Here is a 25,015-nt window from a genome sequence, read left to right on the forward strand (position 1 = left end):
AATGTCTATGAAAATAACAGAGCTTCTAACCAAAAATACGATTAACCTAAACATAAATGGTACACAAAAATTAGATGTTGTTGAAGAGTTAGTTACAGTATTGGATCATGCTGGCAAATTAGCAGACAAAGCTGAGTATAAAAAAGCGATTTTAGCCAGAGAAGAGCAAAGTACAACAGGGATTGGTGAAGGAATTGCCATTCCCCATGCAAAAACAAAAGCAGTTAAGCAAGCTGCGATTGCCTTTGGTCGATCAACTGGCGGAGTAAACTATGAATCTCTTGATGGCCAGCCAGCCCACCTTTTCTTCATGATTGCAGCAACTGAAGGTGCTAACAATACTCACTTAGAAGCATTATCTAGGTTATCAACGATTTTATTAAATGAGGATGTTCGCAAGCAGCTGCTTGCAGCAAAATCCGAAGATGAAGTGTTAGATATCATCAACAAGTATGATCAAGAAGATGAAGAAGAAACACAGTCCATGACTGGGAAAAGTCAGTTTATTGTTGCCGTTACCGCGTGCCCAACTGGAATTGCTCACACGTATATGGCAGCGGATTCCTTAAAAGCAAAAGCGAAGGAAATGGGTGTCGACATAAAAGTCGAAACCAACGGTTCTGGCGGAGCGAAAAACGTCCTGACAGCGGAAGAAATTGAAAACGCTGTTGCTGTTATTGTCGCTGCTGATAAAACAGTAGAAATGGCCCGTTTCAACGGTAAACACGTGATTGAAACTGCGGTTGCTAACGGAATTCGCAAACCAAAGGAATTAATTGAAAAAGCCTTAAACCAAGATGCTCCTGTTTATCATGGTACTAGTTCTGCTGCAAGCAATGAAAGCGGAAAACAAGGCAGAGGTGTTGGTGCAACGATTTATAAACACTTAATGAACGGTGTTTCCAACATGCTTCCATTCGTTGTCGGCGGTGGTATTTTAATCGCAATCTGTTTCATGTTTGGCTTTAATGCCTTCAAGCCGGATGATCCAACGTATAATCCGATTGCTGAAGCCCTAATGACAATCGGTGGCGGTAATGCCTTTGCACTTATGGTTCCTGTTCTTGCTGGTTTCATTGCCATGAGTATTGCAGACCGTCCTGGATTTGCAGCTGGTATGGTTGGCGGTATGCTGGCAAATGCCGGCGGCGCTGGTTTCCTTGGAGGACTTATCGCAGGTTTCCTTGCTGGATATTTGGTAGTAGGTTTGAAAAAAGTTTTAACTTTTATGCCTGCTTCTCTTGAAGGTATTAAAACGATTCTTTTATATCCACTATTAGGTATCGCCTTAACTGGATTTATCATGTTATTTGTTGTCAACAAACCTGTCGGAGCTCTTAACCAAGGGATTTCTCACTGGTTATCAAATCTTGGAACTGGAAATGCTGTTTTACTTGGAATTATCCTTGGTGCAATGATGGCCTTTGATATGGGCGGACCTATCAACAAGGCAGCATACGTATTCGGTACTGGATTATTAGCAAATGGTGTGTATGGGCCAATGGCTGCAATCATGGCGGCTGGTATGGTTCCACCACTAGGAATTGCGATTGCAACCACTTTATTTAAAAAGAAATTCAGTAAGCAAGATCGTGAAGCTGGTAAAGTTAACTACATTATGGGACTATCTTTTATCACTGAGGGTGCGATTCCGTTTGCAGCAGCAGACCCGATTCGCGTTATCCCTTCTGTAATGGTGGGTTCAGCTGTCGCAGGTGCCCTATCCATGATGTTCCATATCGGCCTACGCGCTCCTCACGGCGGCGTATTCGTAATGCCACTTGTAAGCGGCAACTGGTTATTATACCTGTTATCAGTTGTAATTGGAGCAGTCGTTTCAGCCTTGCTACTTGGTATCTTGAAAAAGCCTGTAACAGAATAATAGATTCAAAGCTCGATTTCCACATTGGTAATCGAGCTTTTTTCATGTCCATCCCTTTTATTACTTTTTCAAAACCATTTGACCTTATTTCCTAATCGGTTTTATAATAAAAGTGAGTAATCACTCATTTTATTCCCGAAGGGGGTTTTTGGATGACAGCATCCATCGTCTTGAAAGATGTGAGTAAAAGTTTTGGAAAAAAAGAAGTTTTGCATAATGTTAATTTATCGGTAGAGCCGGGACAGATCTATGGTCTAATTGGACCGTCTGGTTCTGGTAAAACCACCATGGTTAAAATGATCGTGGGAATGGACCGACCCACCAAAGGGAATGTACAGGTATTAAATACAAACGTCCCTAACTTAAACCTATTACAAAAAATTGGCTATATGGCCCAAGCAGATGCTCTATACACTGACCTGACCGGAGAAGAAAATTTAGCTTTCTTCGCTTCCCTTTTTAAGCTGAAAAAAGACGTACAAAAAGAACGAATTGCTTATGCCGCTAATTTGGTCAATCTTACTCCTGATTTAAAAAAGAAAGTTCAAGACTACTCTGGTGGAATGAAGCGAAGGCTGTCATTAGCAGTGGCCCTTATTCAAGACCCCCAAGTCCTTGTATTAGATGAACCAACTGTCGGAATCGACCCTGAGCTTCGGTTATCCATTTGGGCTGAAATCCGGCGTTTAAAGCACGAGGGTAAAACCATTTTAGTCACGACTCACGTGATGGACGAGGCGGAAAAATGCGATTATCTTGCTATGGTTCGAGATGGCGAAATTATTACAAGTGGATCACCGCAGGAACTTAAGAAACAGTATGGAATAGCCACATTAGAAGAGGTATTTTTAAAAGCTGGGGGCGGTAAAAAATGAGGATTCTTGCCTTAGTGAAACGGATTATTCATCAAATGCTACGTGACAAACGGGCGCTTGCCCTAATGATGGTGGCACCCCTATTAATTCTCACCCTGCTCCATTATCTGCTTGCAAGTAATACGGTTAACCCGAGAATAGCAGTTACTGGAGCAGACGCTTCCCTTGTGAAACAACTAAAAAGTAAAGATATTATTGTTAAAGAATATAAGGAGCATTCCAACTGGAAACAACTTATTGATAATGACAATATAGATGCGATTCTTCAAGTCCAAGATACTAAGATTAGTTTAACATTAGTGAATGACCAACCTTCCGCCACAAAAGCCCTATTAATTAAAATCCAACAGGCGATTGCTGCGGAAAATGCCAAAAAACAATCAGCAAAAATGTCCCAATTCCTCGGGCAAGTTCAGAGTAAGCTTCAAGGGGCACCAATTACCATCGAGCAAGCGAAGGCTCCAAGTATTAAAACGACCTACATTTACGGTGATGAGGATACCACTTTTTTTGATCAGTTAAGTCCTATTTTAGTTGGGTTCTTTGTCTTCTTCTTTGTATTTCTTATTTCCGGTATTGCTCTACTACGGGAACGGACCACCGGAACATTGGACCGCCTCCTTGCCACACCGATTCAAAGAAGAGACATTGTTTTCGGTTACCTATCAGGTTATGGTTTATTTGCAGTTATCCAAACCTTTATTGTTGTCGTTTACTCGGTCAAAGTATTAGATATTATGCTCGTTGGCTCGTTTTGGAATGTTGTTATTATTAACCTATGCCTGGCACTCGTTGCATTATCCCTTGGGATTCTTTTATCGGCTTTCGCCAATTCTGAATTTCAAATGATGCAGTTTATCCCCATCGCCATTGTTCCACAAGTCTTTTTTGCAGGGATTTTCCCATTCGAAGGGATGGCGGACTGGATGCAAGTCATTGCAAAAATTATGCCTCTCTATTATGGCGGGGATGCATTGGTTTCAGTTATGTATAAGGGTTTAGGTTTCAGCGATATTATCAAGGACCTTCTTGTCTTGTTAGGATTTGCTCTTGTTTTTATTATCTTAAATATAGTAGCTTTGAAGAAGTATCGTAAAATTTAAAGGAGATAGCCATGTTTGAACAAGAAGAAATGCTGATTCAGCAGCTGTTTGATGAGGAAAAATTAACGGAAAAGCAAAGGAAGATACTTCTTGCGGCGATTGAATCCTTTTCTGAAAAAGGGTATGCTTCCACTTCGACAAATGAGATTGCTAAAAAAGCTGGCGTAGCGGAAGGAACGATTTTCCGTCATTATAAGACCAAAAAGGATTTATTGATGGCTATTGTGGTCCCCATCATGGCGAAAGTGGTTGGTCCCTATATTGTGAATGATTTTGATAAGGTGCTAAACAAGCAATATGACCGCGTTGAAGATTTTCTAAGGGCTACCATCGAAAACCGCAGAGAGGTGTTAAGGAAGCTTCTGCCTGTTGTAAAAATCATGCTTCAAGAGATTCCCTTTCAACCAGAATTAAGAGAGCAATTTATTGACCTTGTGGCTAAAAATTTATTTGGCCGTGTATCGAAGATCATTGAAGGCTATCAACAAAAAGGTCAAATTATTGAAATACCTGCCGCTAGTGTGGCCCGTCTCATGATGACCAATGTTATGGGATACCTATTCTCAAGATATATCTTGTTCCCAGATGCCCCGTGGGATGATGATCTGGAGATAGAGCGTACGATTCAATTTATTATGCATGGATTAGGAAAAAAAGAAGAATAGGCCTAATCATTTTTTCAATATGGTAGAGTGGAAAGGAACTAAACAGGTTGAATTATAAAATTATGGAACGAGGAAGTTTTCAAGTAGTCGGGGTTAAGCGGGAGTTTTCCTGTGTGAATGGCGAAAACCTTAGGGAAATCCCTAATATGTGGAAAGAGGTTCATGCTAATGGCACAAGTGACTTATTAGTTGAACTGAATAATGGAGAAATTAATGGTTTAGTAGGAGTTTGTATCGACAAACGTGCTATGAAGCCTGAATTTATGGATTACTGGATTGCAGCAGAATATGAAGGTCCGAAGCCAGAGGGCTTAGAGATCCTTGATATCCCAGCAGCCAAGTGGGGAGTATTTGAAGTTCATGGTGCAATGCCAGATTCCATGCAGAATGCTTGGAAACAAATTTTCTCGGAATGGTTTCCATCAAGTCATTATGAACATGCGGCAGGTCCTGAATTAGAGGTCTACACTAATGGGGATCCTTGGAGCCCGGATTATTACTCTGAAATTTGGATTCCACTAAAATAATACATTCTTAAAAAGCGATGCCCTCTTGTGCATCGCTTTTTTTATGTCTTTAAGTAAGCAAAATTAACCGGCTCTTGAAGCATTATTCTTGTGTTTGAAGAGCTAACTTTAATCCTAAACCAACGTAGACTACCCCTATTGCCTTTCCAAGCCATTTTTCGCTCAGTGTGGATTTTAGGACTAACTTATTGCCAATTAAGTTGGTAAGGAACACTAACAGTGTCGTATAAATGATACTCATTAGTACAAATGTTAAACCGAGCAGCAAAAGCTGTATGGTAACGGGAGTACCGTTACTCCGAACAAATTGAGGTAAAAATGCTAGGAAGAATAATGAAGTTTTGGGATTTAGCAATTCAATTAACAATGCCTGGCGAAAGAACCCATTGGATTTCAACATCTGCATTTCTGGTTTCTCGACTTTTTTCTTCTTTTCAAGCAAAGCTCTAATTCCTAAGTAAAATAGGTAGGCAGCACCTAAATATTTAACTATTTCAAAAGCAAATGCAGATGTCATTAGAATAGCAGAAAGACCAAGAACAGAGGCACACGTATGGATTAAGTCTCCTGCTGCAATTCCCAGCCCGGTTAACAATCCATTCTTTTTACCGCCTTTTGCAGTCTGCGAAATGGTTAATAAAACAGCTGGACCTGGAATAAGAAATAACATGAGAACTATGAATATAAAGGTGACCAATACCAAACCAACCTTTCTTATAAAATTAAATTATGGGAAGTACATGAACTTTAAGTAATATATTACGTCCATGTGCTTCCCATAGATAATGAAGAGTTCTTACTTAAACTTCATTTTATACTGAGCCTGGAATGTTTCTCCTGATTCAAGCACATTCACTCCAAATTTCTCCTTCAGATTCCCTGATGTATAATAGGTATCAGCAATACCATACCATGGCTCAATGCAAACAAATGGAGCCATAGTCCCCTCTGCTTCCATATACTTCGACCAAATTCCAACAAAAGGAAATCCATCAAACATGACTTCTACACCATGACTTGATTGATTTGATTCTAGCGTAATTTTATCGATATTACTGTAAACAAGAGCGTCATTTACAAATAGAGAAGCAGTGAGTGGAATCGTCGAAATATCACTCGCATCCCCTTTCTCATGAATAAGAGAATTCTTTAGCTCATATTCCATCACACTCTTATTTTCAGCAGGAGTAAAGTTCAATCTGTAGTCCTCAATGGTTTCATTTTCTAAAAGCGGCAGCCTAAATGCGGGATGAGCACCAATCGAAAAATACATTTCTTCCTTATTTTCATTCACAATTTCCCATTGAACAACCAGTGATTCTTCATTGAGTATATAACGAATAATCGCTTTAAATTCGTAAGGATACACTTCCAGGTAACGTCCAGCAGACTCAAACACAAAAGAAACATCTGCTGCTGTTTGCTTTTGCACCTCAAATACAACGTCACGTAAAAAGCCATGTTGTGACATCTCATAGACCTTTCCATTAAGTTCATATCGGTCTTCTTTTAAACGCCCTACAATCGGAAATAAGACCGGCGAGACGCGTCCCCAGTAGGCGCTATCCCCTGTCCACATATAGTCTAGCCCATTTTTCTTATGCTTTACCGATCGTACTTCGGCTCCATTACTTGCTATCCCTACCTTCAGCCAATCATTTTCAATTTCAATCATCATCTTAATTCCCTCTTCTCTATGGTCTGGAATGTCATACTTTTATTATACTGAAAGACTCCTCCCAAAAGAAAAGAGTCTATAATTTATCTTAAATCCCTGTAACCTTAAATGCAAAATGCTTCTTTCGTTTACAATGAACATCCGCTGCCATAGCTGGAATGGAAGCATGGGGACGGTTCTTCTGCTTCCAGAGAATCAAGAGAACCGTCCCCATGCTTCCTTTATGTATGAGAGGAAAGGTTTGGAATAATTGAATATAGTCTGATTTTTTTATAGGATAAGGAAAGTGAAAAACTTTTTAGAAAAGAGGAATTAAGGATGAATTTACTCTGGGATTTTGATGGCACCCTTTTTGATACATACCCAGCTCTTGTGGAGGGTTTCGTCAGTTTAAGTCAAAGAGACTTGGATCGCACCGAGGTATTGAGATGGCTGAAAAAGGATTCCAAAACTGCCTTTAAGCATTACGGCATTTCTGAAGACCTGCGTGGTGAATACCAAAGATTATATAATTTGCACTCTGTAAACAGCCTGCCTTTTGATGACGTTGAGAAGGTATTGGCAGCGGTCGATCAAAATGTTATTGTGACACATCGCGATAAAGAATCCACCTTGATGCTGCTTGAGAAATTTGATTTATTAAAATATTTTCAAGAAGTCGTTTCCGTTGAAGAGCAAGGATTTACTAGGAAGCCGCATACCGCTTCCTATGAATATATTCTAAAGTCTCGCCATATTGATTTGGTGGTGGGAGACCGAGATCTAGATTTAATTCCTGCTCGTAATCTCAACATAAAGACAGTGGCTTTTCAAAATCCAAACATTGCTGCAGATTTCCACCTTGTTAATTATGCAGATTTTATCCCGAAGGTATTAAATCAATTATAAAGAGGTCAATCCCAATTAAAGGTTCTTCATACCTCTATGGAAGGGCCTTTTCTACTAAGAATAATTCACATTCTGAAAGTACAAACTATCCCAAACTAATTGTCATCTGGGAGAAAAGTAATGTCGGGATTTTTAGAAATTATTATTAGAACGATAACTGCTTTTATTATATTGTGGATATTTATCCATTTACTCGGGAAACAAACTATTTTTCAAAAAGCCTACCATCTATTTATTGCTACGATTACGATGGGTACAATTGCAGGAAACTTAGCGTTTAATTATAAACTAAAATACCAATACTTTATCCTTTCCTTCGTCATCATGGGTTCCGTTATTTTCGCCTTAAATCTCCTCGCTGTCAAAAGCAGGCGGCTTCGTGAACGGATAGCTGGAAAACCTACTACCCTCATTCAAGAGGGAAAAATTCTTGAAGACTCATTACAAAAAATTGGTTTTTCAATTGATTTGCTAAAACAAGCATTACGGGGAAAAGATGTCTTTAACATCGATGAAGTCGAGTGGGCGATTTTAGAAGTAAATGGGTCCCTGTCTGTTTTGAAAAAAGCAGAATATCAGGCTATTACCCTGAAGGATTTAAACATGAACCCTCCATCATACCGAATTCCAATAGAATTGATCATGGATGGCAAGGTCTTGTCCTATAATCTCTCCAACTCCCCATACAACGAAGAATGGCTAAATACGGAACTAAGGAAAAGAAATATCCAAGTGTCCGAAATCGCCTATGCGGTCGTCGGGACAAAAGGAAATATATATATTGATTTATTTCAAGATCATCAGCAGCCATCAAAATAAGATGACTGCTATTATTTTCTATTAAGGACTTCCTAACTTCCCATTGTTTATACAAAACTGTTGTGAAAATAGGTATTTTATGATTCTATAAAATATGACTAGGGGGGTTTGACTTGAGAGGGAAAATAAGACTCATCACGACCATGCTCATCTTTGGAAGCATTGGAGTTTTTGTCAAAAATATTGAAATGTCTTCAAGTGAAATTGCATTTTTAAGAGGGATAATCGGCAGCCTTTTTTTACTCGGTACGAGTATACTTGTAAAGCATAAACCATCGCTTAAATCACTAAAGCAAAATGCACTTTTACTCTTATTATCTGGAGGGGCAATCGGTCTTAATTGGATTTTTTTGTTCGAATCCTATCGTTATACAACGATTTCTAACGCCACCATTTCCTATTACTTTGCACCTATCTTTGTCATGATTCTAGCGCCCTGGGTGTTAAAAGAAAAACTAACACCCATTAAGATTGGATGCATTATAGCAGCTATGATTGGATTATTCTTAATCGTAAACCCAGGAGGTGAGGGGCAAAATCACACTCTTGGTATTTTCTATGGTTTATTAGCAGCGGCACTATACGCTAGCGTAATCCTAATGAACAAATTTATTAAAAACTTATCTGGTTTTGAGATTACATTGGTCCAATTAATGGCGGCCGCCATTGTTCTCTTGCCTTATATTGGATGGCAGGGAAATCTTACTTTTTCAGGGCTAAACTCTACTTCTGTTATCTTTATCCTGATCCTTGGTATTGTTCATACAGGGCTTGCTTATTTTTTATATTTTACTTCGATACAAGATTTAAAGGTCTCCACTATCGCCGTTCTAAGTTATATTGACCCGATATCGGCTGTCATTATCGCCGCTATTTTCTTGGGTGAAAATATGACGGTATTTCAAATGATTGGTGGTATTCTGATACTCGGATCAACCTTTCTAAGTGAAAAACTAGAGCTAAAAATCAAGACTCCCACTACGACTCCTTAATGGGAGTCTTTTATATTTGTATTTCATTAAACGTTTGTTTAGTTTCACCATCCCTTTTTTATCAACGTGTCTAGAGGTTTAATTAAACGTTTGTTTAGTTCCTTTCTATTTTTGTATAAAGGTTGTTCAAAATATTGTAAAAACATTTCGAACAAACTTTGAACTTATCACTATAGCCATGTTACTAAAGTGAGAAAAGGATAACTGCAGCTGCATTCTTTGGTCTAGTGATGAACTTTACTTTCTTCCTTGCAGGAACTGTATCTCACAACCCTAGAGACATTTTCTTAGGCTTCATCATCTTAACTGCTGGTTATAACGCTGGTAGAATTGGTTTAGACCGTTGGGTTGTTCCTTTCTTCAGAAAAATGGCTAAAAAAGAAATTGATAATCCAAAACATAAAGCAACTGCTTAACATAACAGGTAAAGACGATTCGGAGCTCCGGATCGTCTTTTTATTTCTGGAATTCTTCTTACAAAACAGTAGATTTTAGGAAGTTCATAATTCTGTAAAAACATTTCGAACAAACTTTGAACTTCTCCCTATTGCCATGTTTTTTAAGTGAAAAAGGAATATAGTAGAACCATAAAGAACAAACAAATAAACAAAGAAAAAGAAGGGTGGAATCATTCATGTTTAACAAATTTTTAAGAGAGAATAAAATTTCTGCAGTGATCTTAACTGTATTACGTTTATATCTTGGATACTCTTGGATCACAGCTGGTATTGGTAAATTAACAAGCGGCGGATTTGATGCTTCTGGCTTCATAAAAGGAGCCATTGCCAATCCAGTAAAAGGTCCAGATGGTGCAGTGGTATTTAGCTGGTATGTGGACTTCTTAAAACATTTTGCACTTCCAAATATTGATGTGTTTAACATAATCGTACCTGTTGGGGAAACATTAATCGGTTTAGGCTTAATCTTAGGCTGCTTAACTACTGCAGCAGCATTCTTTGGTCTAGTGATGAACTTTACTTTCTTCCTTGCAGGGACTGTATCTCACAACCCTAGAGACATCTTCTTAGGCTTCATCATCTTAACTGCTGGCTATAACGCGGGTAGAATTGGTTTAGACCGTTGGGTTGTTCCTTTCTTTAGAAAATTAAGCAACAAAAATGCTGATGTTGAGAAATCTAAAGCTACAATATAAAACAGATTAAAAGACGATTCGGGAATTCCGAATCGTCTTTTTTATTATTTATTAAATCAGTCCCATACGAGTTGTCGATGGCACATAGCCATTCGCCCTGTTGATTTTTCTTAAATAAATATGTTGCCCTTCTGGCTTGGTCACACTTCTTAATAAAATATTTTAATTCATGTTCCTAATTGATTCCCACCCCTATTTTAAATGCTTTCATATTATTTTAATAAACAATTAATATGCCCATAACAATTAAGACACACTTTGTTAATATTGATGCTTTAAACTTTTTGTTAGTGGGGGCAGCATGCGTGGCTGCCATGGTATTGGGCGTAGGCGGAGCCGGTACATAGAAGGGATGGCAGGATTATCTGACTTTTTTCAATCCCTATATTTTTTCTACTATCATTTCGAATTCTTTTGATATGTTTCACTTGTAAAATGACGACACCATGACATTCAATTCTATATGACCTTTTGTTTAAGCTTGCTTAAATATTTTCTGCAGCTTTAAGCAAGCTATAAATGGAGGTGAATGAAACCTATGGAAAAAGCAGACATCGATGGAGGAAATCAAATGAAGTATAGTATCTGGGATACTGCTACAGACGAAAACCTTGACATTACCAAAGCAAACATCACTTCTGCATTAAGCGATACTAACCTAGAATCAAAATTAAATCATCGTAAAGACGAAAAGCAACCATAAAAGGTTGCTTTATTTTTTTCTAGTAATTCCCTAGTTTATTTTTGTTTTTACCAATGAGGTTTAAATTCCCAATAATAAACAAAACTAATGAATATTAAACCTAATAAAATAGGAGTTAAATTTGAATTAATCAATTAGCTTTAAACTATACTATTTTATTCATTGCCCTTATCTTTAATACTGTAGGATGCTATTTAATTCTAAGGAAAAATCCACTGCGTTATGGCATGGTTTTAATCATAAGTTTGACGTTACATCATGTTTATGCCTCTCGTTTTATTTCATGGACTTTTATCGATTTGTCCTCCCTCTTCCACTTGTTCTTCCAGTTGTTTCCATAAGCTACAGCTTCTTTGCGTTGTTTATAATTAGGTATAGACCTATATAAGGACCTTGCCATTTTTCTTTATTACACTTACATTAATTTTTTCAATCGAAGTTTTTCTAAAAGACTATGCAGGATTTATTAGATTTAAAAATGGCTGGGATTACTGGGACTCCTATTCACTATATTGGGTTTTTATCAGATTATTTGACCATATTGGTGAATATTTTACCTTTGAAATTCAGTAACCCTATTAGGTCAGACACCATAAAGTACTGGGGGCTCTTCTTTGGTGTAGTCATTTATTCCTGTATAGGAATTTATATTTTATATCGAGTTCGAGTATTATTGCTTAACCTTTAACCCCAACAAGGAAGAGAACACGATTGCTTGCTCAGGTGAGACTTCACAACCAGCCAGACTTTCGATCGCAACATTAAGCTTTTCAAATCGGCAAGTACTAATATCAATGCCTTTCAACAACGTCTGCTCAAAATGAACATCATTTAGGTCACATTCAGTAAACTTTACTTTGTTAAGTTTAGTATCATAAAAGTTTGCGCTCTTCAATGTACTCTGCTCAAAAATAACCTGTTTTAATTTAGCATCAACAAACTCACTGAAATTTACCAAGCAATTGTCAAACGTAACATTTCCCAGATTTGCATCGGTAAAATCCACACCCATTAATTTGCAGTCCTTAAAGGTTACACGATGGATAACCCCTTCGGTAAAACAAGCATTAGATAAGTCACAATTTTCAAAAACAACATCTGTCATATCAATTCGATGTAATTTGGCATTGATAAAAGATACATGTTTGAAAACCACTCCAAAAAAGATAACTCTATCTGCCTCGAACTCATCTACCTGTCCGTTTGAAATCAAGCAATTTATAAGCTGAGGGTCTTCTTCATAGTAAATATCCTCGAAATTTGCCTTCGCTAAGTTGGACGAGATTTTGGGAACTTCTATTTTAAAGCCTTTAGACATAAGAACACCCTTTATTAAGTTATTTTTAAGTAACCATACCACAAGTCAGCATTCTATAATAAGTCTTTTAATTTTGAAATAATTATGTCAAACGAAAAGAGATTGGAGGTCCTCCAATCTCTTTTTCCTAATTAACTCTCCGATAATGAACGAATTCTTCTTAATGAAGGAAACAAATACATCCAAATACCGGCAACAAGAATCGTCCCAACTCCGCCAATAAAGGCTGCTGGAACCGTCCCCATAAGACCGGCCATCGTTCCTGACTCAAACTCACCAAGCTGATTGGAAGTCCCGATAAAAAGCGAGTTCACGGCATTCACCCGGCCGCGCATCTCGTCAGGCGTTTGCAGTTGTACGAGGGAAGAGCGAATGACTACGCTTATAACATCTGATCCCCCGATTAGTAGCAACGCAATTAAAGAAACAATCAAGTTTGATGAAATGGCAAACAACATCGTTGCCAAACCAAAAACCGCCAGAGCTCCAAACAATTTAAGTCCAATATTATTTTTAAGTGGATAATAAGCCAGCACTAGCGATACTAATAAGGCCCCCACAGCTGGTGCGGTTCTCATTAATCCCAGCCCCCATGGTCCTGTACGCAAAATATCCTGTGCATATATAGGTAACAATGCTGTCGCTCCACCAAGCAGCACCGCGAAAAGATCCAATGAAATTGTCCCTAGAATAACGGGATGGCGATAGATAAATTCTAGTCCAAGAAAAATCGAACGAAATGAAACTGGCTCCGATTTTCGTACGAATTCATGTTCAGGACGAACCAGATAGGTAAGAATGGCTCCAATCAATAACGCGACAGTCGCTGTACTGTAAACATAAGAGGCTCCTAATGAAAAAAGCAAACCTCCTATCATTGGTCCTAAAATTTGCGAGGTTTGTCCAGCGGTTGTGATTAGGGAAATAGCTTGCTGAAGAATTTTATTTGGTACCAGTTGCGGCAAAAGTGCTGCCGAGGTTGGTCCTTCGAATGAACGGCAAGCCCCAAGTATGGCCGCTGCTACCAAAATTTGTTCACGTCCCAACCATCCGCTTAGATTTCCATATAAAAGCATTGCAGCAATAAAGCTTTCGATCATCAGACAAATGAACACTATTTTTCGACGGTCAAACTGGTCCGCAATCTGACCAACAACAAATGTTAGCAAAACCATCGGAATAAATTGGGCGAGACCCACTAACCCTAAACTGAAAGGATCATGCGTTAAGTCGTACATTTGCCATCCGATGGCAACAGACAGCATTTGGAATGAAGTGGATGCTAATATTCTTGAAATCCAATAGTTTCTAAAAGATGGTTCTCTAAAAAGTGATTCACCTGAATGAAGCAAAACAAAATTCACGTCCTTTTATTCAATTATAACTATAATTTTCTAGCGTCCATTATACTCCTTTTCTCGTCTGAATTCATTCCTTCCGTTCTTTAAGCAAATACAAAATAAGGTACCCTCTCAGAATTACCTACATCATTTCCTAAAATATATGCTTTTTCCTCAATTTTTAATTATTTCCATGGAAATCCAACATTTTTCCGCACAATTCAAATTATTTTCAAGCAAAATCCCCTTTATTATCCTCATTTTTGACCATTTTTTAAGCTATAATAATGAAATGGATAATATATTTAAGACTCTATGAATATTTGAAACAATTAGGACTTGTTCATATAAAATAATTTTTCGAAAGGAGTTAGCATGTTGAAGCTAAAACGGATAGGTAGTGTATTATTTACTATCATTCTAGTATTAATCTTTATCCTATTCTATTTGGACTCTAAACCCTCGACTTCTACAGAAAAAGATAAAAGTAGCTCTGTTCCATTACCAACTGAACTTAATCCGATTGTGAAAGAACGGACGGATCAATTAATACAGCAGGCGGCTAGGAAAGGAATTGTCGTCGTTATAACAGATGGTTTCCGCAGTTCGGCAGACCAAGACAAACTTTATCAACAAGGCCGTACAACGACTGGCAATATCGTCACAAATGCCAAAGGCGGAGAATCCTATCATAATTATGGACTTGCAATTGATTTTGCCTTGCAAACCTCTTCAGGTGATGTGATTTGGGATCGGCAATATGATGGAAATGGCAATAGTAAAGCAGATTGGGCAGAGGTAGTTCAAATGGCGAAAGCGCTAGGGTTTGACTGGGGCGGGGATTGGAACGGATTTAAAGACTATCCCCATTTAGAAATGAATTTTGGCCTCTCGATCGCTGATTTACAAAACGGTGAGAGACCTGCCGGTACAACTGTGACAGCAGAACTTGACAATTAATGCTAGGATGATTAGCACCGCAACTGCGGTGCTTTCTTGTTTTTTAAAAGGGAATAAATCGTTTCAAAAACTCAATAAAAATTAACACCTCATCTGTAGCTGCTTTTGTTAATAGATAAGTTGAAGATGTAGGACGGATGATTTTATCTGGTTTAATTTCCACAAGTCTCTTCGAAGCAATTTCCTCCTTCACCACTGTAAGAGGTAAATAGGAAACCCCAAGCCCTTCTTCGATGAACCGTTTCGTTACTTCTACCTGATTAACTTTCATCGTTTGTACGTTGGGATAATGTCTCTTAATCTCGTTCAAAAAATCATCCCAATAATCGGGATGATTATGGGTGATCAACCTATATTTATGTAGGGCAATATTTTCATCCAGCGAAGATTCGTTAGGTCCAACTAAGATGACGGATTCCTTGTGAACCGTCTCAGCTTTAACATTGGTCTGAACAGGCAGAATACGGGTTAGACCTAAATCCGCCTTTCCTAGGCTTATGACGTTACCAATCTCAAACGAGCTTAGGACATTAATCAGCACTTCGATATTTGGATTCTCATCCATAAATCTTCTTAATAAAGCAGGTAAAAATGACGATGCAACCTGTGGTGCCGCTGCAATGATTAACTTTCGATTATAACCCTGTTTCCAAGCTTCGAAGTCCTGCATCCCCTGTTCATAATTCGAAATTAACTCCCTGGCATAGAATAAAAATTTATGGCCAGCTGGTGTGAGGACCACTTTTTTTCCGATTCTCTCAAATAATTGGATGTAAAGACTTTCCTCGAGCCTTTTAATATGTTTGGTTACTGCAGGCTGCGTCAGAAAAAGTTCCTCCGATGCTTCTCGAAAGTTTTCATATTTTGCAGAAATGATAAAAGTTCTAAGCCACTTAATATCCATAGTGCTCCCTCAAGTTAATAACAGTTTGTTATTAACATCCTCATTTTTTGTTAATATCCATTCTTTAACACCTTTATTATAATCGAATCAACAGTAATTGTTAGTTTATTTTAAAATTTCTTATAAAAGGGAGCGTTGTACTATGGAGAAAATAAAAGACACTTGGAATGCATCTTTATATGATACTAAACATTCATTTGTATCGATGTATGGGGAGAGTCTATTTCAACTATTAGCACCCCAGAAAGGACAAAAGATCCTTGATCTTGGCTGTGGAACTGGCGATTTAACAAAGCAGTTATCTGATTTAGGGACAGAGATGACAGGTGTGGACCAATCAGAACAAATGATTAAACAAGCAATAAATAAATACCCCCAAATCCGCTTCATTGTCCATGATGCAAGAGAGTTGGAATTTCGTGAAGAATTTGATGCCGTGTTTTCGAATGCTGCGCTTCATTGGATTAAACAACCGAAGCAAGCATTAGATAGTATTTATCATAGCCTAAAAAAAGGCGGTAGATTTGTTGCTGAATTTGGCGGTAAAGGTAATGTGGAAGGTCTATATAAGGAAATCATTAAACAAATTGAAGCGGCAGGTATCCATTTTAAAACAGAACAATTCCCTTGGTTTTTTCCGAGTATAGCTGAATATTCAACTCTAATGGAGGAAGCAGGATTTAGAGTCACTTTTGCTCAACATTTCGATCGGCCTACCCCACTTAATGGAGAGAGCGGAATTAGAAACTGGATTGAAATGTTTGGCAGCAGTATGTTGGAGGGTGTCCCAGATGCTAAAAAAGATGGCATCATTAAGGGCGTGGAGAACAATTTAAAAAGCGATTTATATATTGACGATAGGTGGATAGTAGATTATAAAAGGATACGTGTGATTGGGATTAAGGAATAAGGCAAGAAGGGCTTTAGTTTGCCCTTCTTTACTTTTCTCCAGATTATGTTTTTTTTACAAATAAAAACGATAGAAATTTAAAGAAAAACTGAGAAAAACTATAAGATGCACGCTTACATTGGAAATATTCCCGTTTTCATGGCAAATGTTTCCGTTTTCTGGAACTTTGTCAATTAAGCCTTTTATGTAAGATAATAAACATATAAATTTTGAAAGGTGGTAATAAAATGAAAAAGGCAATGGAAAACTTTATGAATACTTATGGTAAATATATGGCGGCATCCACATTCTCATTAAAACCATGCAGCAAAAAGGAATTAGAGTTTATGGTAAGTTTGTTTAGAAACGATTCTCAAAGATAAGTAGAGATTCGTTTTTTTTTTGGAAAAAAGTCGAAGAAGCTTGTTAAATTTGGTTCTCTTAAAAGTTTAATCCTTTACTAACCCTCCTCTTAATTTTGACACATCGAATTCCAGATAGCCTTTTAAACAGCTCAGCATAAATACCCAGCCTTCTTTATTATCTAACACCTGAGCGACGAAATTCTCATCCTCTACATTAAACCCTTCTTCAACTATCTCGATAATGGTACTAGAATGAGCTACTTCTTTAAGAGTAATGGTGACAATATGCCCCTCTCCATTTGCCCCCCACCGGTACACGATTTTCTTATTAGTCTCGATTTGGAGCACTTCTATATCCAATTGTGCATTGTACTCCTCATATCTGACTGTAATGATTTTACCTTCTTCCCATCTTTCAGAACTCGATGAAAACCAGAAGTTCCCGATTTTCGCTGGGTCTACAAACGCTTCAAATACTTCATTAGCTGGCTTTTGTATTTTAAACTTTGTCACATTATTCATAGACTGGATCATCCCTTTTTTAGTTTAACTCTTATAATTTTTGTACTTGAATCTATTTCTTAAACCTGGTTGCTTTTGTGTTAGCGATTCTCTTACTAATTCGCTGGATTTTTTCCTCCCCCCTTCTTAAAATTTAAGTAAATTTCAATTTAATAGTTCTTTTATCGTTCTTTTTAGTGTACTGATAAGTTATTAATAATTAAGGTGTAAATTTTTTAGAAAAATAGGAGGACCAAATGAAGGCTATCGTTTATAACAAGTATGGAACGCCTGATGTTCTTAAGTTGACGGAAGTGGAAAAACCCATCCTTGAGGACAAGCAAGTATTGGTAAAGGTTCATGCAGCTTCTATGAACTATGGTAATCTCGTTCTTTTAAAAGGAAAACCGTTTTTAGCTCGCTTTGCTTTCGGCCTCTTAAAACCAAAATACTCTATCCCAGGGGGCGATATAGCTGGTCGAGTAGAAGCGGTTGGCAAAAATGTGAAGCAGTTTCAACAAGGAGATGAGGTGTTTGGGGATCTATCACTCTCCGGCTGGGGTGGATTTGCCGAATATGTATCGGTTCCTGAAAATGCATTAGCTATAAAACCTGCCAATTTGTCTTTTGAGGAAGCGGCTGCAGTACCTATGGCCGGCGTTACAGCGCTACAGAGTTTACGCGATAAAGGCAAAGTACAGCCAGGACATAAGGTATTGATTAATGGCGCCTCTGGCGGTGTTGGGACATTTGCCGTACAGATTGCCAAATCATTGGGTGCCGAGGTAACCGGTGTATGCAGTACAAGAAATCTGGATATTTTGGAATCGATTGGAGCAGACCATACTATTGATTATTCAAAAGAAAACTTCACGGAAAGTATAGACCGTTATGACCTGATTCTTGGTGTGAACGGTCATCACGCTATGTCAGCCTATAAGCGTGTTTTAAGTTCTAATGGGATTTTTGTGCATGTCGGTGGTTCCAGTTCGCAAATGTTTCAAGCTATGGCACTGGGACCGTGGATTTCAATGACGGGGAAGAAAAAAATGGGCAGTTTTTTACAAAGGGCAAACCAACAAGATTTGATTTATATAAAAGAACTGGTAGAAACGGGTAAGGTAAAGCCAGTTATTGATAGAAGTTATAAGTTGAGCGAAATTCATGAAGCCTTTAGGTATTTTGAGGAAGGACACGCGCAGGGTAAGGTTGTTATCACTGTTTGATTTTTTGCTTTATTGGTTTTATTAGGGGGAGTTTGTCTGTGCTACATTTGTATTCGGACTCGCCTTGGCTATTTCCAGCCTGCTGTCCGATTCACCCTTGCATTCGGACAGCACTTAATTTTTTCCGTCTCACCCTGTTCGAATCAATTTGTCCGATTTACCCCTGCATCGGACAATGTCTATACCTTCCATCCCAGTATATAAAAAAACACGAATGGTTCTCACCATCCGAAAGATTTTGTTATTAATCAGAATCAAAGGGCAGCCAAGTTTGTGACCACTTTTCAATCTCTCTAATAATTGGCTCTAACGCTAGCCCTTTATCAGTTAGGGAATATTCTATCCGAACTGGTGTCTCGGGGAACACTTCACGTTTAACAATTCCTTGATTTTCTAGCTCTTTAAGACGCTCCGAAAGAACCCTACCACTTATCCCCATGGAAGCTTCTAATGTACAAAAGCGTTTTGACCCTGTAAGCAGCTGATAAATAACAAGACCTGTCCAGCGCTGACTCAGCAATCCCATAGCTTTCTCGAATCGAGGACAAATTTCCGGCTGATTCATGATTTCCCCCTCCTATTCATAATTATCATATTACAAATAACAACAAAATTACAATACATAATAAATTTATTTGACACAACTAAGTTTCAAAAATATAATTAGTTACATAAAGTAAGTAAGTTATTTAATTTTAGGATAAAAACATAATACAAGAAACTCAAGTTCTTAACAATAGATCTGATAAACACGATATTAAATAAGGTGGTCCTCAATCATGAATCTTGCAACAGATGTTTGTATTGTCGGTGGTGGTCCAGGCGGCGCTCTATTAGGATATTTGCTTGCGAAGAAGGGTATTTCAACCATCGTTCTCGAACGTCACTCAAGTGTAGACAAAGAATTTCGGGGCGAACATCTCAACCAAGACGGAGAACGTGTCTTAAAAAAATATAATTTGTATAATAAAGTACAAGAAGCTGGATTACTTTTAATGGAACGGGTTGAATATTGTCATGATGGTCAGGTATTAAAAGCCATTACACCAGCAAATGGAGAACAGCATGTCGGTATCCATGTCCCTCAGAAAAATCTACTAAGTGTTTTGATTAATGAATCTAAACCATATCAAAATTACAAGCTTTTGATGGGGACAAAACTAACTAAGTTATCCTTTAATACACATGGGTATGTAACAGGATTGAAAGCCATAAAAGACGATCAAGAACTGATTATAAAAAGTAAGATTGTCGTTGGTGCTGATGGTCGTTTTTCAACGGTTCGAAGACTTTCGGAGATTCCTTTTTCAACCATTAAACATGGGTATGACCTTCTTTGGGCAAAAATTCCGAGCCCACAAGGATGGGAGCCAACGATAAAAAATGCACTGGTCGACGGAAAGCAGCTAGCTTTATTTACTCAGGATGGCGGATTTATTCAAATTGGCTGGAACATTGAAGAGGATTCCTATCCAGCATTGAAAAAGCAATCCTTTGCTCCGTTTATTGAGCAAGTGATTAAAGCATTTCCAGAATTAGCTGAAACTGTACATCGGCACATCAATTCATGGGATGATTTTATTTTATTAAAAGTTCAAAGCAGTCAATCTTCTACCTGGGCAAAGGACGGAGTTGTTATAATGGGAGATGCAGCACATACCATGAGTCCAACAGGTGCCTTTGGGATTAACTGCGCCCTACTAGATGCAGATGCGTTAGCCGATGTGGTTGAAGAAGCACTCGACATAAATGATGTGAGTACCACTCAATTAAGAAAAATAGAACAGCGACGTGCTGACGTAGAAAGATTACAGATGCAGCAGTTGGTAAAAGAAAAGACTTATCAAGACAATTTTAAGGTAACTGCTTTAACCTAATAAAAAGAATAAAACGAGATTGGGGAAATGAATGATGGAACAGGTTCAATTAAAGGAGAATGTCCTTTCATTATTAGAAGATAAAATCAAATTAATAAGAAAAGATATGGAAGCTATTTATCTAGTCGGTCCAATTAAACTGCCGGTTAATTTATATGGGGAAACCATTGAGTTTAAATGGTACAGCTGGCTAAAGACTGAAAATGTAACCGATGATTTCCAACAAGTCATTCATCAATTATCATCTGCAAAACTAGCAGAATTTCAACAATCAAGCGTCCTTGTTTATGGGGACTTTGAATATAACGAAGATGCGTTAATTAGAATGCACTCTATCTGTCACACGGGTGATATTTTTGGCAGTAAGCGCTGTGATTGCGGTTTCCAACTAAAACAGTCGATGAAAATGATCGTAGAGCATGGAACTGGTGCACTGTTCTATCTTGCAAACCACGAAGGCAGAGGAATTGGCTTATTTAGCAAAGCGATGGCCTATATTCTTCAAGAAAATGGATATGATACAGTTGAAGCGAATGAAGGCTTAGGTTTTGCTGATGATACAAGAAACTATGATGATGCCATCGAAGTGCTGAAAGCTTTAAGATCCAAGCCAGTCACACTTATTACAAACAATCCGAAAAAACTTAAAGCCTTGAAAAATGCAGGTGCCCCCCTTGCTGGCAGAACTCCTTTATGGGGCGATATTTCCGAGTATAATGAGAAATACTTAAAGACAAAAGTCAAAAAATCAGGACACTTGGAGTAGTTTGGGCAAGAAGATTAACGGGATGGTGTTAATCCCATCCTGATTTGGCAGGAGGATATGGTTGGATGATGAATGATGAATTTTATATGCAACTGGCATTGAAAAATGCCCAAGCCATGAAAGGTCAGACGGATCCGAATCCGCTGGTTGGGGCTGTCATTGTTAATGACAACCGTATCTTAGGGGTTGGAGCTCATATGAAAGCCGGCGAACCACATGCCGAAATTCATGCACTTCGAATGGCCGGGGATCACGCAAAGGGCGCGACCATTTATGTAACACTTGAGCCTTGTTCCCACCATGGCAGAACAGGTCCTTGCGCAGTCGCACTTGTCGAGGCAGGAATTAAAAAAGTCGTGATTGCGACACTGGACCCTAATCCAGTTGTTGCAGGAAACGGTGTGAAAATCCTTAAGGATGCTGGAATTGAAGTAGTAATTGGGATTTGTGAGGAAGAATCCCGCCAGATGAATGAAGTATTTAATAAATTTATTGTTGAGAAAAAACCCTTTGTTACGTTAAAAGCCGCCACCACCTTAGATGGAAAAACTGCTACCCATACAGCAAGCAGCAAATGGATTACCTCAGCAGATGCACGGCGCGATGTCCATCAACTGAGAAGTGAAAATATGGCGATCCTTGTTGGGGTCAATACGGTGATTGAGGACAATCCAGAGTTGACGTCAAGAATTCCAAATGGCCGGAATCCGATTCGCGTAATTTTAGACTCTTCTCTTAGAATTCCTTTGGATGCGAAGGTTGTTACGGATCAGCAGGCCGCAACGTGGGTTTTTACGAGTGAAAATTATGACAAAGAACAACGTCAGCATTTAGAGGATCTTGGAATCCCAGTCTTTGTAACAAGCGGGTCAAATCAGGTCGATCCAACAGATGTGATGAGTATCTTAGGAGAAAAGCTAGTTTCCTCCGTGTTGATTGAAGCTGGCGGGACAATTAATGCTGCTCTCTTTGAAAAACAATTAATCGATAAAGTAATCTTATATACGGCTCCGAAGCTAGTTGGCGGTAAGGAAGCCCCCACCTTCTTAGAAGGAACGGGAATGGCTGAGATGGGCGATGCCGTTGAGTTAGAAAATCTAACTGTTACGCCAATCGGGAAAGACTTTAAATTTATTGGATATCCTATTTACTAAGAAAAGCGCAAGCGCCTTGGTCAGCCCCGATATAGGGAGATTTATCGATGGCAAGAAAAGCGAAGCCAGAGATTAGTCTCCCTTAATGCGAACAGAAAACGATAGTTTTCTGTAGCCAAGCTTAAGACGCTCCCAAAAGGAAGGCGCTTTTTGCCTTCATTTTGGGAGTGACTTAAGACCACGAGAGGCTAGGCGCTGGAGCTAGACAATTCTCGAAGTAGAAATTTATACTTTCTTATAATTAAGAAAATGGACGGTGTCAGGCACCATCCTTTTTTTTATCAGGCGAGAAATTCATTTACCGAAAAGGGATCAATTGGACTCTTTGGGGCTATGAACTGACTGTTCTTTTACCCGTATCGGAGATAGGACACTCTTACGGGCAATGAAAGACCTTTTCATTTACCCAAATCGATTTTGGGACTCTCCTATGGGTAATGACAGTCCATTTCATTTACCGAAACCCAAAAAAGAGTATCCTCTTGGTAAATGAACTAAAAAAAAAGAAAGAAGGATTTAGATGAGATTTGGTTTCGACATTGATGATACATTAATCAATTTAAGAGAGCATGCCTTTCACATTTATAACAAAAAATTAGGGCAAGAAATCGGCCTTGAGGTTTTCAACGCCTTAAACAAAGTGGAGATTCATGAGCTATTTGGAATGACGGCGGAAGAAGGATCACAGATGTGGAAAAATACCCTAGAGGAAATTTACTACACTGATTGTCCAGCCTTTCCTGGTGCAGTGGAACTACTTCAGGAGCTTGACAGACAAGGACATGAAATCTTTTATATAACCGCTCGATACCAGGAGCATGGCGAGCCGACAAAAAAATGGTTAATCGATCACGAATTTCCTGTTCATGATGAGCGTTTCTTCTGGGGAATGAAGGACCATGAAAAGGTGAATATTATTAAAAAATTACACTTAGATTTTTACTTTGACGACAAGCCTGAGATTTTAAATACCCTTTCAGAAGAAGCTGTGAAAGTGTATCTGAAAGATCAATCCTATAACCGGCATGAAACAATGCCACGGATTGTCAATTGGCCGGATTATCAAGAATTTATTAAACTCTTAGCAGACTAAAACCAGCCATCGTTTCCCCATTTGCTCCATCACAAACCCATTATGATATACTATTAAAGGTTTGTTTTTAAGAGAGGAGTTACACCTGTGGAGTTACAACATGAATCAAATGCACGAACCAAATCATTTTATATCGTATTTTTAATTACTGGAATTGTTCTAGTAGCTTTTAATCTGCGTCCGGCTATTACTTCCGTAGGCCCCTTAGTTGGCATGATCCAAGATGATGTTGGACTTGCCCATTGGAGCGCGGGTTTATTAATGAGCTTTCCACTACTTGTTTTCGCTGCCATGTCCCCTATTGTTCCAAAAATAGCGAATCGGATAACGAATGAGCGGACATTACTAGTGGGTTTGATCTCACTTTTAATCGGTATAGGAATTCGGTCCATCCCAATCACGTTCTTCCTTTTCACTGGGACACTTTTTATTGGAGCAGGCATTGCAATTGGAAATGTCCTTTTGCCAGCTGTCGTAAAGGATAAATTCCCCGAGAAGTTTGGCCTAATGACAAGTGTCTATTCTACTTCAATGGGATTAGTTGCATCATTAGCATCTGGATTAAGTGTTCCTTTAGCCACAGATTTAAACCTTGGCTGGCAGGGAGCACTCCTCGTGTGGGGAACACCCGTTATAATCGCAATATTGTTATGGAGCTATCTTCTCAAGTTTAATCAAGAAAGTCATGCTGGTATCAAAAAGCCGGCTGTTAGTTCTGCGGAAATGTGGCGTTCACCTTTAGCCTGGCAAATTGCCATATTTATGGGTTTTCAGTCCTTCTTGTTTTATGTAACTGTATCTTGGTTACCAGAAATCTTACAAAGTCATGGGCTGAGTATGAGCACAGCTGGCTGGATGTTGTCCATTTCCCAGCTAGTTGGATTGCCTGCAAGTTTCTTTATTCCTGTAATCGCAGGACGTTTCCGTTCTCAGGTATGGATTGCATTTATTTTAGGGTTGTTATCTATTATCGGGTATGCTGGATTATTGTTTGGTTCTTCTTATCCCATCCTAATCATTAGCATTATTTTTATCGGCTTAGCATTAGGCGGCAATTTCCCACTGGCACTAAGCTACATCGGACTTCGTTCCAAGAGCGCCCACCGTGCTGCAGAGTTATCTGGTATGACACAATCAACAGGATATATCCTAGCCGCCATTGGTCCTATGTTGATTGGGTATTTGTTTGATTTGACCCATTTGTGGACCATTCCACTGGTTGCTCTAACCATGATCTCGACAATCATGACAGTATTTGGGATGTTATCAGGCCAAAATCGATATGTATAGAGCCAACAGTGAGCATCACTGCTGGCTTTTTAAATGTAATTAAGCAT

General features: G+C 38.6%; 27 protein-coding genes and 1 pseudogene. 20 read left to right on the forward strand and 8 right to left on the reverse strand.

Translation table 11 applies throughout. The features are described 5' to 3' along the window. Positions 1 to 7 precede the first annotated feature (7 nt). From JOC76_RS01465 to JOC76_RS01485, 5 genes are all read left to right on the forward strand, one after another. Positions 8 to 1,882, forward strand: a complete 1,875-nt coding sequence (locus JOC76_RS01465; protein ID WP_205175496.1) for a PTS fructose transporter subunit IIABC — start codon at positions 8 to 10, stop codon at positions 1,880 to 1,882. Positions 1,883 to 2,034: 152 nt separating this feature from the next. Beyond that, entirely contained in the window at positions 2,035 to 2,757 is a 723-nt protein-coding gene (locus tag JOC76_RS01470) for an ABC transporter ATP-binding protein (protein ID WP_205175498.1), read from the forward strand. Further along, positions 2,754 to 3,860, forward strand: coding sequence for an ABC transporter permease (locus JOC76_RS01475; RefSeq protein ID WP_205175500.1), 1,107 nt, complete (start codon positions 2,754 to 2,756; stop codon positions 3,858 to 3,860). The genes JOC76_RS01470 and JOC76_RS01475 overlap by 4 nt, the downstream gene beginning before the upstream one ends. An 11-nt stretch (positions 3,861 to 3,871) precedes the next feature. After that, the gene (locus JOC76_RS01480; protein ID WP_205175501.1) at positions 3,872 to 4,525 is read left to right on the forward strand and encodes a TetR/AcrR family transcriptional regulator; all 654 of its coding nucleotides are present in this window, start codon (positions 3,872 to 3,874) and stop codon (positions 4,523 to 4,525) included. Positions 4,526 to 4,587: 62 nt separating this feature from the next. Continuing rightward, on the forward strand, positions 4,588 to 5,052 hold the full coding sequence (locus tag JOC76_RS01485; protein WP_205175503.1) for a GyrI-like domain-containing protein: 465 nt from the start codon (positions 4,588 to 4,590) through the stop codon (positions 5,050 to 5,052). 82 nt (positions 5,053 to 5,134) lie between these two features. On the opposite strand, the gene JOC76_RS01490 is transcribed toward JOC76_RS01485, so the two are convergent. Both JOC76_RS01490 and JOC76_RS01495 read right to left on the reverse strand, forming a co-directional pair. After that, the gene (locus tag JOC76_RS01490) at positions 5,135 to 5,722 is read right to left on the reverse strand and encodes a LysE family translocator (protein WP_239557469.1); all 588 of its coding nucleotides are present in this window, start codon (positions 5,720 to 5,722) and stop codon (positions 5,135 to 5,137) included. A gap of 126 nt (positions 5,723 to 5,848) precedes the next feature. Continuing rightward, the gene (locus JOC76_RS01495; RefSeq protein WP_239557470.1) at positions 5,849 to 6,730 is read right to left on the reverse strand and encodes an aldose 1-epimerase family protein; all 882 of its coding nucleotides are present in this window, start codon (positions 6,728 to 6,730) and stop codon (positions 5,849 to 5,851) included. Positions 6,731 to 7,048: 318 nt separating this feature from the next. On the opposite strand from JOC76_RS01495, the gene JOC76_RS01500 reads away from it, so the two are divergent. The 5 genes from JOC76_RS01500 (at position 7,049) to JOC76_RS01520 (ending at position 10,582) form a co-directional block, all read left to right on the forward strand. After that, positions 7,049 to 7,618: an HAD-IA family hydrolase gene (locus JOC76_RS01500; RefSeq protein WP_205175507.1), complete on the forward strand. Its 570-nt coding sequence runs from the start codon at positions 7,049 to 7,051 to the stop codon at positions 7,616 to 7,618. Between the two features lie 120 nt (positions 7,619 to 7,738). Continuing rightward, the gene (locus tag JOC76_RS01505) at positions 7,739 to 8,437 is read left to right on the forward strand and encodes a DUF421 domain-containing protein (RefSeq protein WP_205175509.1); all 699 of its coding nucleotides are present in this window, start codon (positions 7,739 to 7,741) and stop codon (positions 8,435 to 8,437) included. A 113-nt stretch (positions 8,438 to 8,550) separates the two neighbouring features. After that, entirely contained in the window at positions 8,551 to 9,429 is an 879-nt protein-coding gene (locus JOC76_RS01510; protein WP_205175511.1) for a DMT family transporter, read from the forward strand. A gap of 227 nt (positions 9,430 to 9,656) precedes the next feature. Beyond that, positions 9,657 to 9,845, forward strand: coding sequence for a hypothetical protein (locus JOC76_RS01515; protein ID WP_372441887.1), 189 nt, complete (start codon positions 9,657 to 9,659; stop codon positions 9,843 to 9,845). A gap of 218 nt (positions 9,846 to 10,063) precedes the next feature. Further along, complete coding sequence (locus JOC76_RS01520) at positions 10,064 to 10,582, forward strand: DoxX family membrane protein (RefSeq protein ID WP_205175513.1); 519 nt, start codon at positions 10,064 to 10,066, stop codon at positions 10,580 to 10,582. Here JOC76_RS01520 and JOC76_RS29750 read toward each other — a convergent pair. Then, positions 10,572 to 10,715 (reverse strand): annotated as a pseudogene (locus JOC76_RS29750) (hypothetical protein); the annotation flags it as partial. The gene JOC76_RS01520 and the pseudogene JOC76_RS29750 overlap by 11 nt on opposite strands. Positions 10,716 to 11,120: 405 nt before the next feature. Between JOC76_RS29750 and JOC76_RS01525 the strand changes: the two are divergent. Continuing rightward, positions 11,121 to 11,285, forward strand: coding sequence for a hypothetical protein (locus JOC76_RS01525; protein WP_205175515.1), 165 nt, complete (start codon positions 11,121 to 11,123; stop codon positions 11,283 to 11,285). Between the two features lie 670 nt (positions 11,286 to 11,955). On the opposite strand, the gene JOC76_RS01530 is transcribed toward JOC76_RS01525, so the two are convergent. Continuing rightward, positions 11,956 to 12,603, reverse strand: a complete 648-nt coding sequence (locus JOC76_RS01530; protein ID WP_205175517.1) for a pentapeptide repeat-containing protein — start codon at positions 12,601 to 12,603, stop codon at positions 11,956 to 11,958. Positions 12,604 to 12,734: 131 nt separating this feature from the next. Further along, positions 12,735 to 13,967 carry an MFS transporter gene (locus JOC76_RS01535; RefSeq protein WP_205175519.1) on the reverse strand — a complete coding sequence of 411 codons (1,233 nt, stop codon included), beginning with the start codon at positions 13,965 to 13,967 and terminating at the stop codon, positions 12,735 to 12,737. A 351-nt stretch (positions 13,968 to 14,318) separates the two neighbouring features. Here JOC76_RS01535 and JOC76_RS01540 point away from each other — a divergent pair, with 351 nt between their 5' ends. Then, positions 14,319 to 14,903, forward strand: coding sequence for a M15 family metallopeptidase (locus JOC76_RS01540; RefSeq protein WP_205175520.1), 585 nt, complete (start codon positions 14,319 to 14,321; stop codon positions 14,901 to 14,903). 43 nt (positions 14,904 to 14,946) lie between these two features. Here the strand turns inward: JOC76_RS01540 and JOC76_RS01545 are convergent, their stop codons facing one another. Continuing rightward, positions 14,947 to 15,807: a LysR family transcriptional regulator gene (locus JOC76_RS01545; RefSeq protein WP_205175521.1), complete on the reverse strand. Its 861-nt coding sequence runs from the start codon at positions 15,805 to 15,807 to the stop codon at positions 14,947 to 14,949. Between the two features lie 142 nt (positions 15,808 to 15,949). Between JOC76_RS01545 and JOC76_RS01550 the strand changes: the two genes are divergently transcribed. Both JOC76_RS01550 and JOC76_RS30365 read left to right on the forward strand, forming a co-directional pair. Beyond that, positions 15,950 to 16,717: a class I SAM-dependent methyltransferase gene (locus JOC76_RS01550; protein WP_205175522.1), complete on the forward strand. Its 768-nt coding sequence runs from the start codon at positions 15,950 to 15,952 to the stop codon at positions 16,715 to 16,717. 227 nt (positions 16,718 to 16,944) lie between these two features. Continuing rightward, positions 16,945 to 17,079, forward strand: coding sequence for a hypothetical protein (locus tag JOC76_RS30365; protein ID WP_275591313.1), 135 nt, complete (start codon positions 16,945 to 16,947; stop codon positions 17,077 to 17,079). A gap of 66 nt (positions 17,080 to 17,145) precedes the next feature. On the opposite strand, the gene JOC76_RS01555 is transcribed toward JOC76_RS30365, so the two are convergent. Next, on the reverse strand, positions 17,146 to 17,583 hold the full coding sequence (locus JOC76_RS01555; protein ID WP_205175523.1) for an SRPBCC family protein: 438 nt from the start codon (positions 17,581 to 17,583) through the stop codon (positions 17,146 to 17,148). A 236-nt stretch (positions 17,584 to 17,819) separates the two neighbouring features. Here JOC76_RS01555 and JOC76_RS01560 point away from each other — a divergent pair, with 236 nt between their 5' ends. Beyond that, complete coding sequence (locus JOC76_RS01560) at positions 17,820 to 18,788, forward strand: NAD(P)-dependent alcohol dehydrogenase (RefSeq protein WP_205175524.1); 969 nt, start codon at positions 17,820 to 17,822, stop codon at positions 18,786 to 18,788. A gap of 244 nt (positions 18,789 to 19,032) precedes the next feature. On the opposite strand, the gene JOC76_RS01565 is transcribed toward JOC76_RS01560, so the two are convergent. Next, a complete protein-coding gene (locus tag JOC76_RS01565) occupies positions 19,033 to 19,353 on the reverse strand; it encodes a winged helix-turn-helix transcriptional regulator (protein ID WP_205175525.1) in 321 nt (106 codons plus the stop codon). Positions 19,354 to 19,567: 214 nt separating this feature from the next. On the opposite strand from JOC76_RS01565, the gene JOC76_RS01570 reads away from it, so the two are divergent. From JOC76_RS01570 to JOC76_RS01590, 5 genes are all read left to right on the forward strand, one after another. Then, positions 19,568 to 20,665 carry an FAD-dependent monooxygenase gene (locus JOC76_RS01570; protein ID WP_205175527.1) on the forward strand — a complete coding sequence of 366 codons (1,098 nt, stop codon included), beginning with the start codon at positions 19,568 to 19,570 and terminating at the stop codon, positions 20,663 to 20,665. A gap of 34 nt (positions 20,666 to 20,699) precedes the next feature. Next, positions 20,700 to 21,431, forward strand: coding sequence for a GTP cyclohydrolase II (locus JOC76_RS01575; RefSeq protein ID WP_205175529.1), 732 nt, complete (start codon positions 20,700 to 20,702; stop codon positions 21,429 to 21,431). Positions 21,432 to 21,496: 65 nt separating this feature from the next. Beyond that, positions 21,497 to 22,585 (forward strand): bifunctional diaminohydroxyphosphoribosylaminopyrimidine deaminase/5-amino-6-(5-phosphoribosylamino)uracil reductase RibD, encoded by a 1,089-nt coding sequence (gene ribD, locus JOC76_RS01580; RefSeq protein ID WP_205175531.1) that lies wholly within the window; start codon positions 21,497 to 21,499, stop codon positions 22,583 to 22,585. Positions 22,586 to 23,105: 520 nt separating this feature from the next. Beyond that, entirely contained in the window at positions 23,106 to 23,678 is a 573-nt protein-coding gene (locus JOC76_RS01585) for a 5' nucleotidase, NT5C type (RefSeq protein WP_205175533.1), read from the forward strand. 87 nt (positions 23,679 to 23,765) lie between these two features. Beyond that, the gene (locus tag JOC76_RS01590) at positions 23,766 to 24,968 is read left to right on the forward strand and encodes a CynX/NimT family MFS transporter (protein ID WP_205175535.1); all 1,203 of its coding nucleotides are present in this window, start codon (positions 23,766 to 23,768) and stop codon (positions 24,966 to 24,968) included. The last annotated feature ends 47 nt before the right edge of the window (positions 24,969 to 25,015 follow it).

The organism is Neobacillus cucumis (assembly GCF_016908975.1).
GTDB lineage: Bacteria > Bacillota > Bacilli > Bacillales > Cytobacillaceae > Neobacillus > Neobacillus cucumis.

Bases quoted from the DNA above. Each gene is read 5' to 3' on its own strand.
- JOC76_RS01465 (WP_205175496.1), top strand. From the start codon at position 8: ATGAAAATAACAGAGCTTCTAACCAAAAATACGATTAACCTAAACATA.
- JOC76_RS01470 (WP_205175498.1), top strand. From the start codon at position 2,035: ATGACAGCATCCATCGTCTTGAAAGATGTGAGTAAAAGTTTTGGAAAA.
- JOC76_RS01475 (WP_205175500.1), top strand. From the start codon at position 2,754: ATGAGGATTCTTGCCTTAGTGAAACGGATTATTCATCAAATGCTACGT.
- JOC76_RS01480 (WP_205175501.1), top strand. From the start codon at position 3,872: ATGTTTGAACAAGAAGAAATGCTGATTCAGCAGCTGTTTGATGAGGAA.
- JOC76_RS01485 (WP_205175503.1), top strand. From the start codon at position 4,588: ATGGAACGAGGAAGTTTTCAAGTAGTCGGGGTTAAGCGGGAGTTTTCC.
- JOC76_RS01490 (WP_239557469.1), bottom strand. From the start codon at position 5,722: ATGTTATTTCTTATTCCAGGTCCAGCTGTTTTATTAACCATTTCGCAG.
- JOC76_RS01495 (WP_239557470.1), bottom strand. From the start codon at position 6,730: ATGATGATTGAAATTGAAAATGATTGGCTGAAGGTAGGGATAGCAAGT.
- JOC76_RS01500 (WP_205175507.1), top strand. From the start codon at position 7,049: ATGAATTTACTCTGGGATTTTGATGGCACCCTTTTTGATACATACCCA.
- JOC76_RS01505 (WP_205175509.1), top strand. From the start codon at position 7,739: ATGTCGGGATTTTTAGAAATTATTATTAGAACGATAACTGCTTTTATT.
- JOC76_RS01520 (WP_205175513.1), top strand. From the start codon at position 10,064: ATGTTTAACAAATTTTTAAGAGAGAATAAAATTTCTGCAGTGATCTTA.
- JOC76_RS01525 (WP_205175515.1), top strand. From the start codon at position 11,121: ATGGAAAAAGCAGACATCGATGGAGGAAATCAAATGAAGTATAGTATC.
- JOC76_RS01530 (WP_205175517.1), bottom strand. From the start codon at position 12,603: ATGTCTAAAGGCTTTAAAATAGAAGTTCCCAAAATCTCGTCCAACTTA.
- JOC76_RS01540 (WP_205175520.1), top strand. From the start codon at position 14,319: ATGTTGAAGCTAAAACGGATAGGTAGTGTATTATTTACTATCATTCTA.
- JOC76_RS01545 (WP_205175521.1), bottom strand. From the start codon at position 15,807: ATGGATATTAAGTGGCTTAGAACTTTTATCATTTCTGCAAAATATGAA.
- JOC76_RS01550 (WP_205175522.1), top strand. From the start codon at position 15,950: ATGGAGAAAATAAAAGACACTTGGAATGCATCTTTATATGATACTAAA.
- JOC76_RS30365 (WP_275591313.1), top strand. From the start codon at position 16,945: ATGAAAAAGGCAATGGAAAACTTTATGAATACTTATGGTAAATATATG.
- JOC76_RS01555 (WP_205175523.1), bottom strand. From the start codon at position 17,583: ATGAATAATGTGACAAAGTTTAAAATACAAAAGCCAGCTAATGAAGTA.
- JOC76_RS01560 (WP_205175524.1), top strand. From the start codon at position 17,820: ATGAAGGCTATCGTTTATAACAAGTATGGAACGCCTGATGTTCTTAAG.
- JOC76_RS01565 (WP_205175525.1), bottom strand. From the start codon at position 19,353: ATGAATCAGCCGGAAATTTGTCCTCGATTCGAGAAAGCTATGGGATTG.
- JOC76_RS01570 (WP_205175527.1), top strand. From the start codon at position 19,568: ATGAATCTTGCAACAGATGTTTGTATTGTCGGTGGTGGTCCAGGCGGC.
- JOC76_RS01575 (WP_205175529.1), top strand. From the start codon at position 20,700: ATGGAACAGGTTCAATTAAAGGAGAATGTCCTTTCATTATTAGAAGAT.
- ribD (WP_205175531.1), top strand. From the start codon at position 21,497: ATGATGAATGATGAATTTTATATGCAACTGGCATTGAAAAATGCCCAA.
- JOC76_RS01585 (WP_205175533.1), top strand. From the start codon at position 23,106: ATGAGATTTGGTTTCGACATTGATGATACATTAATCAATTTAAGAGAG.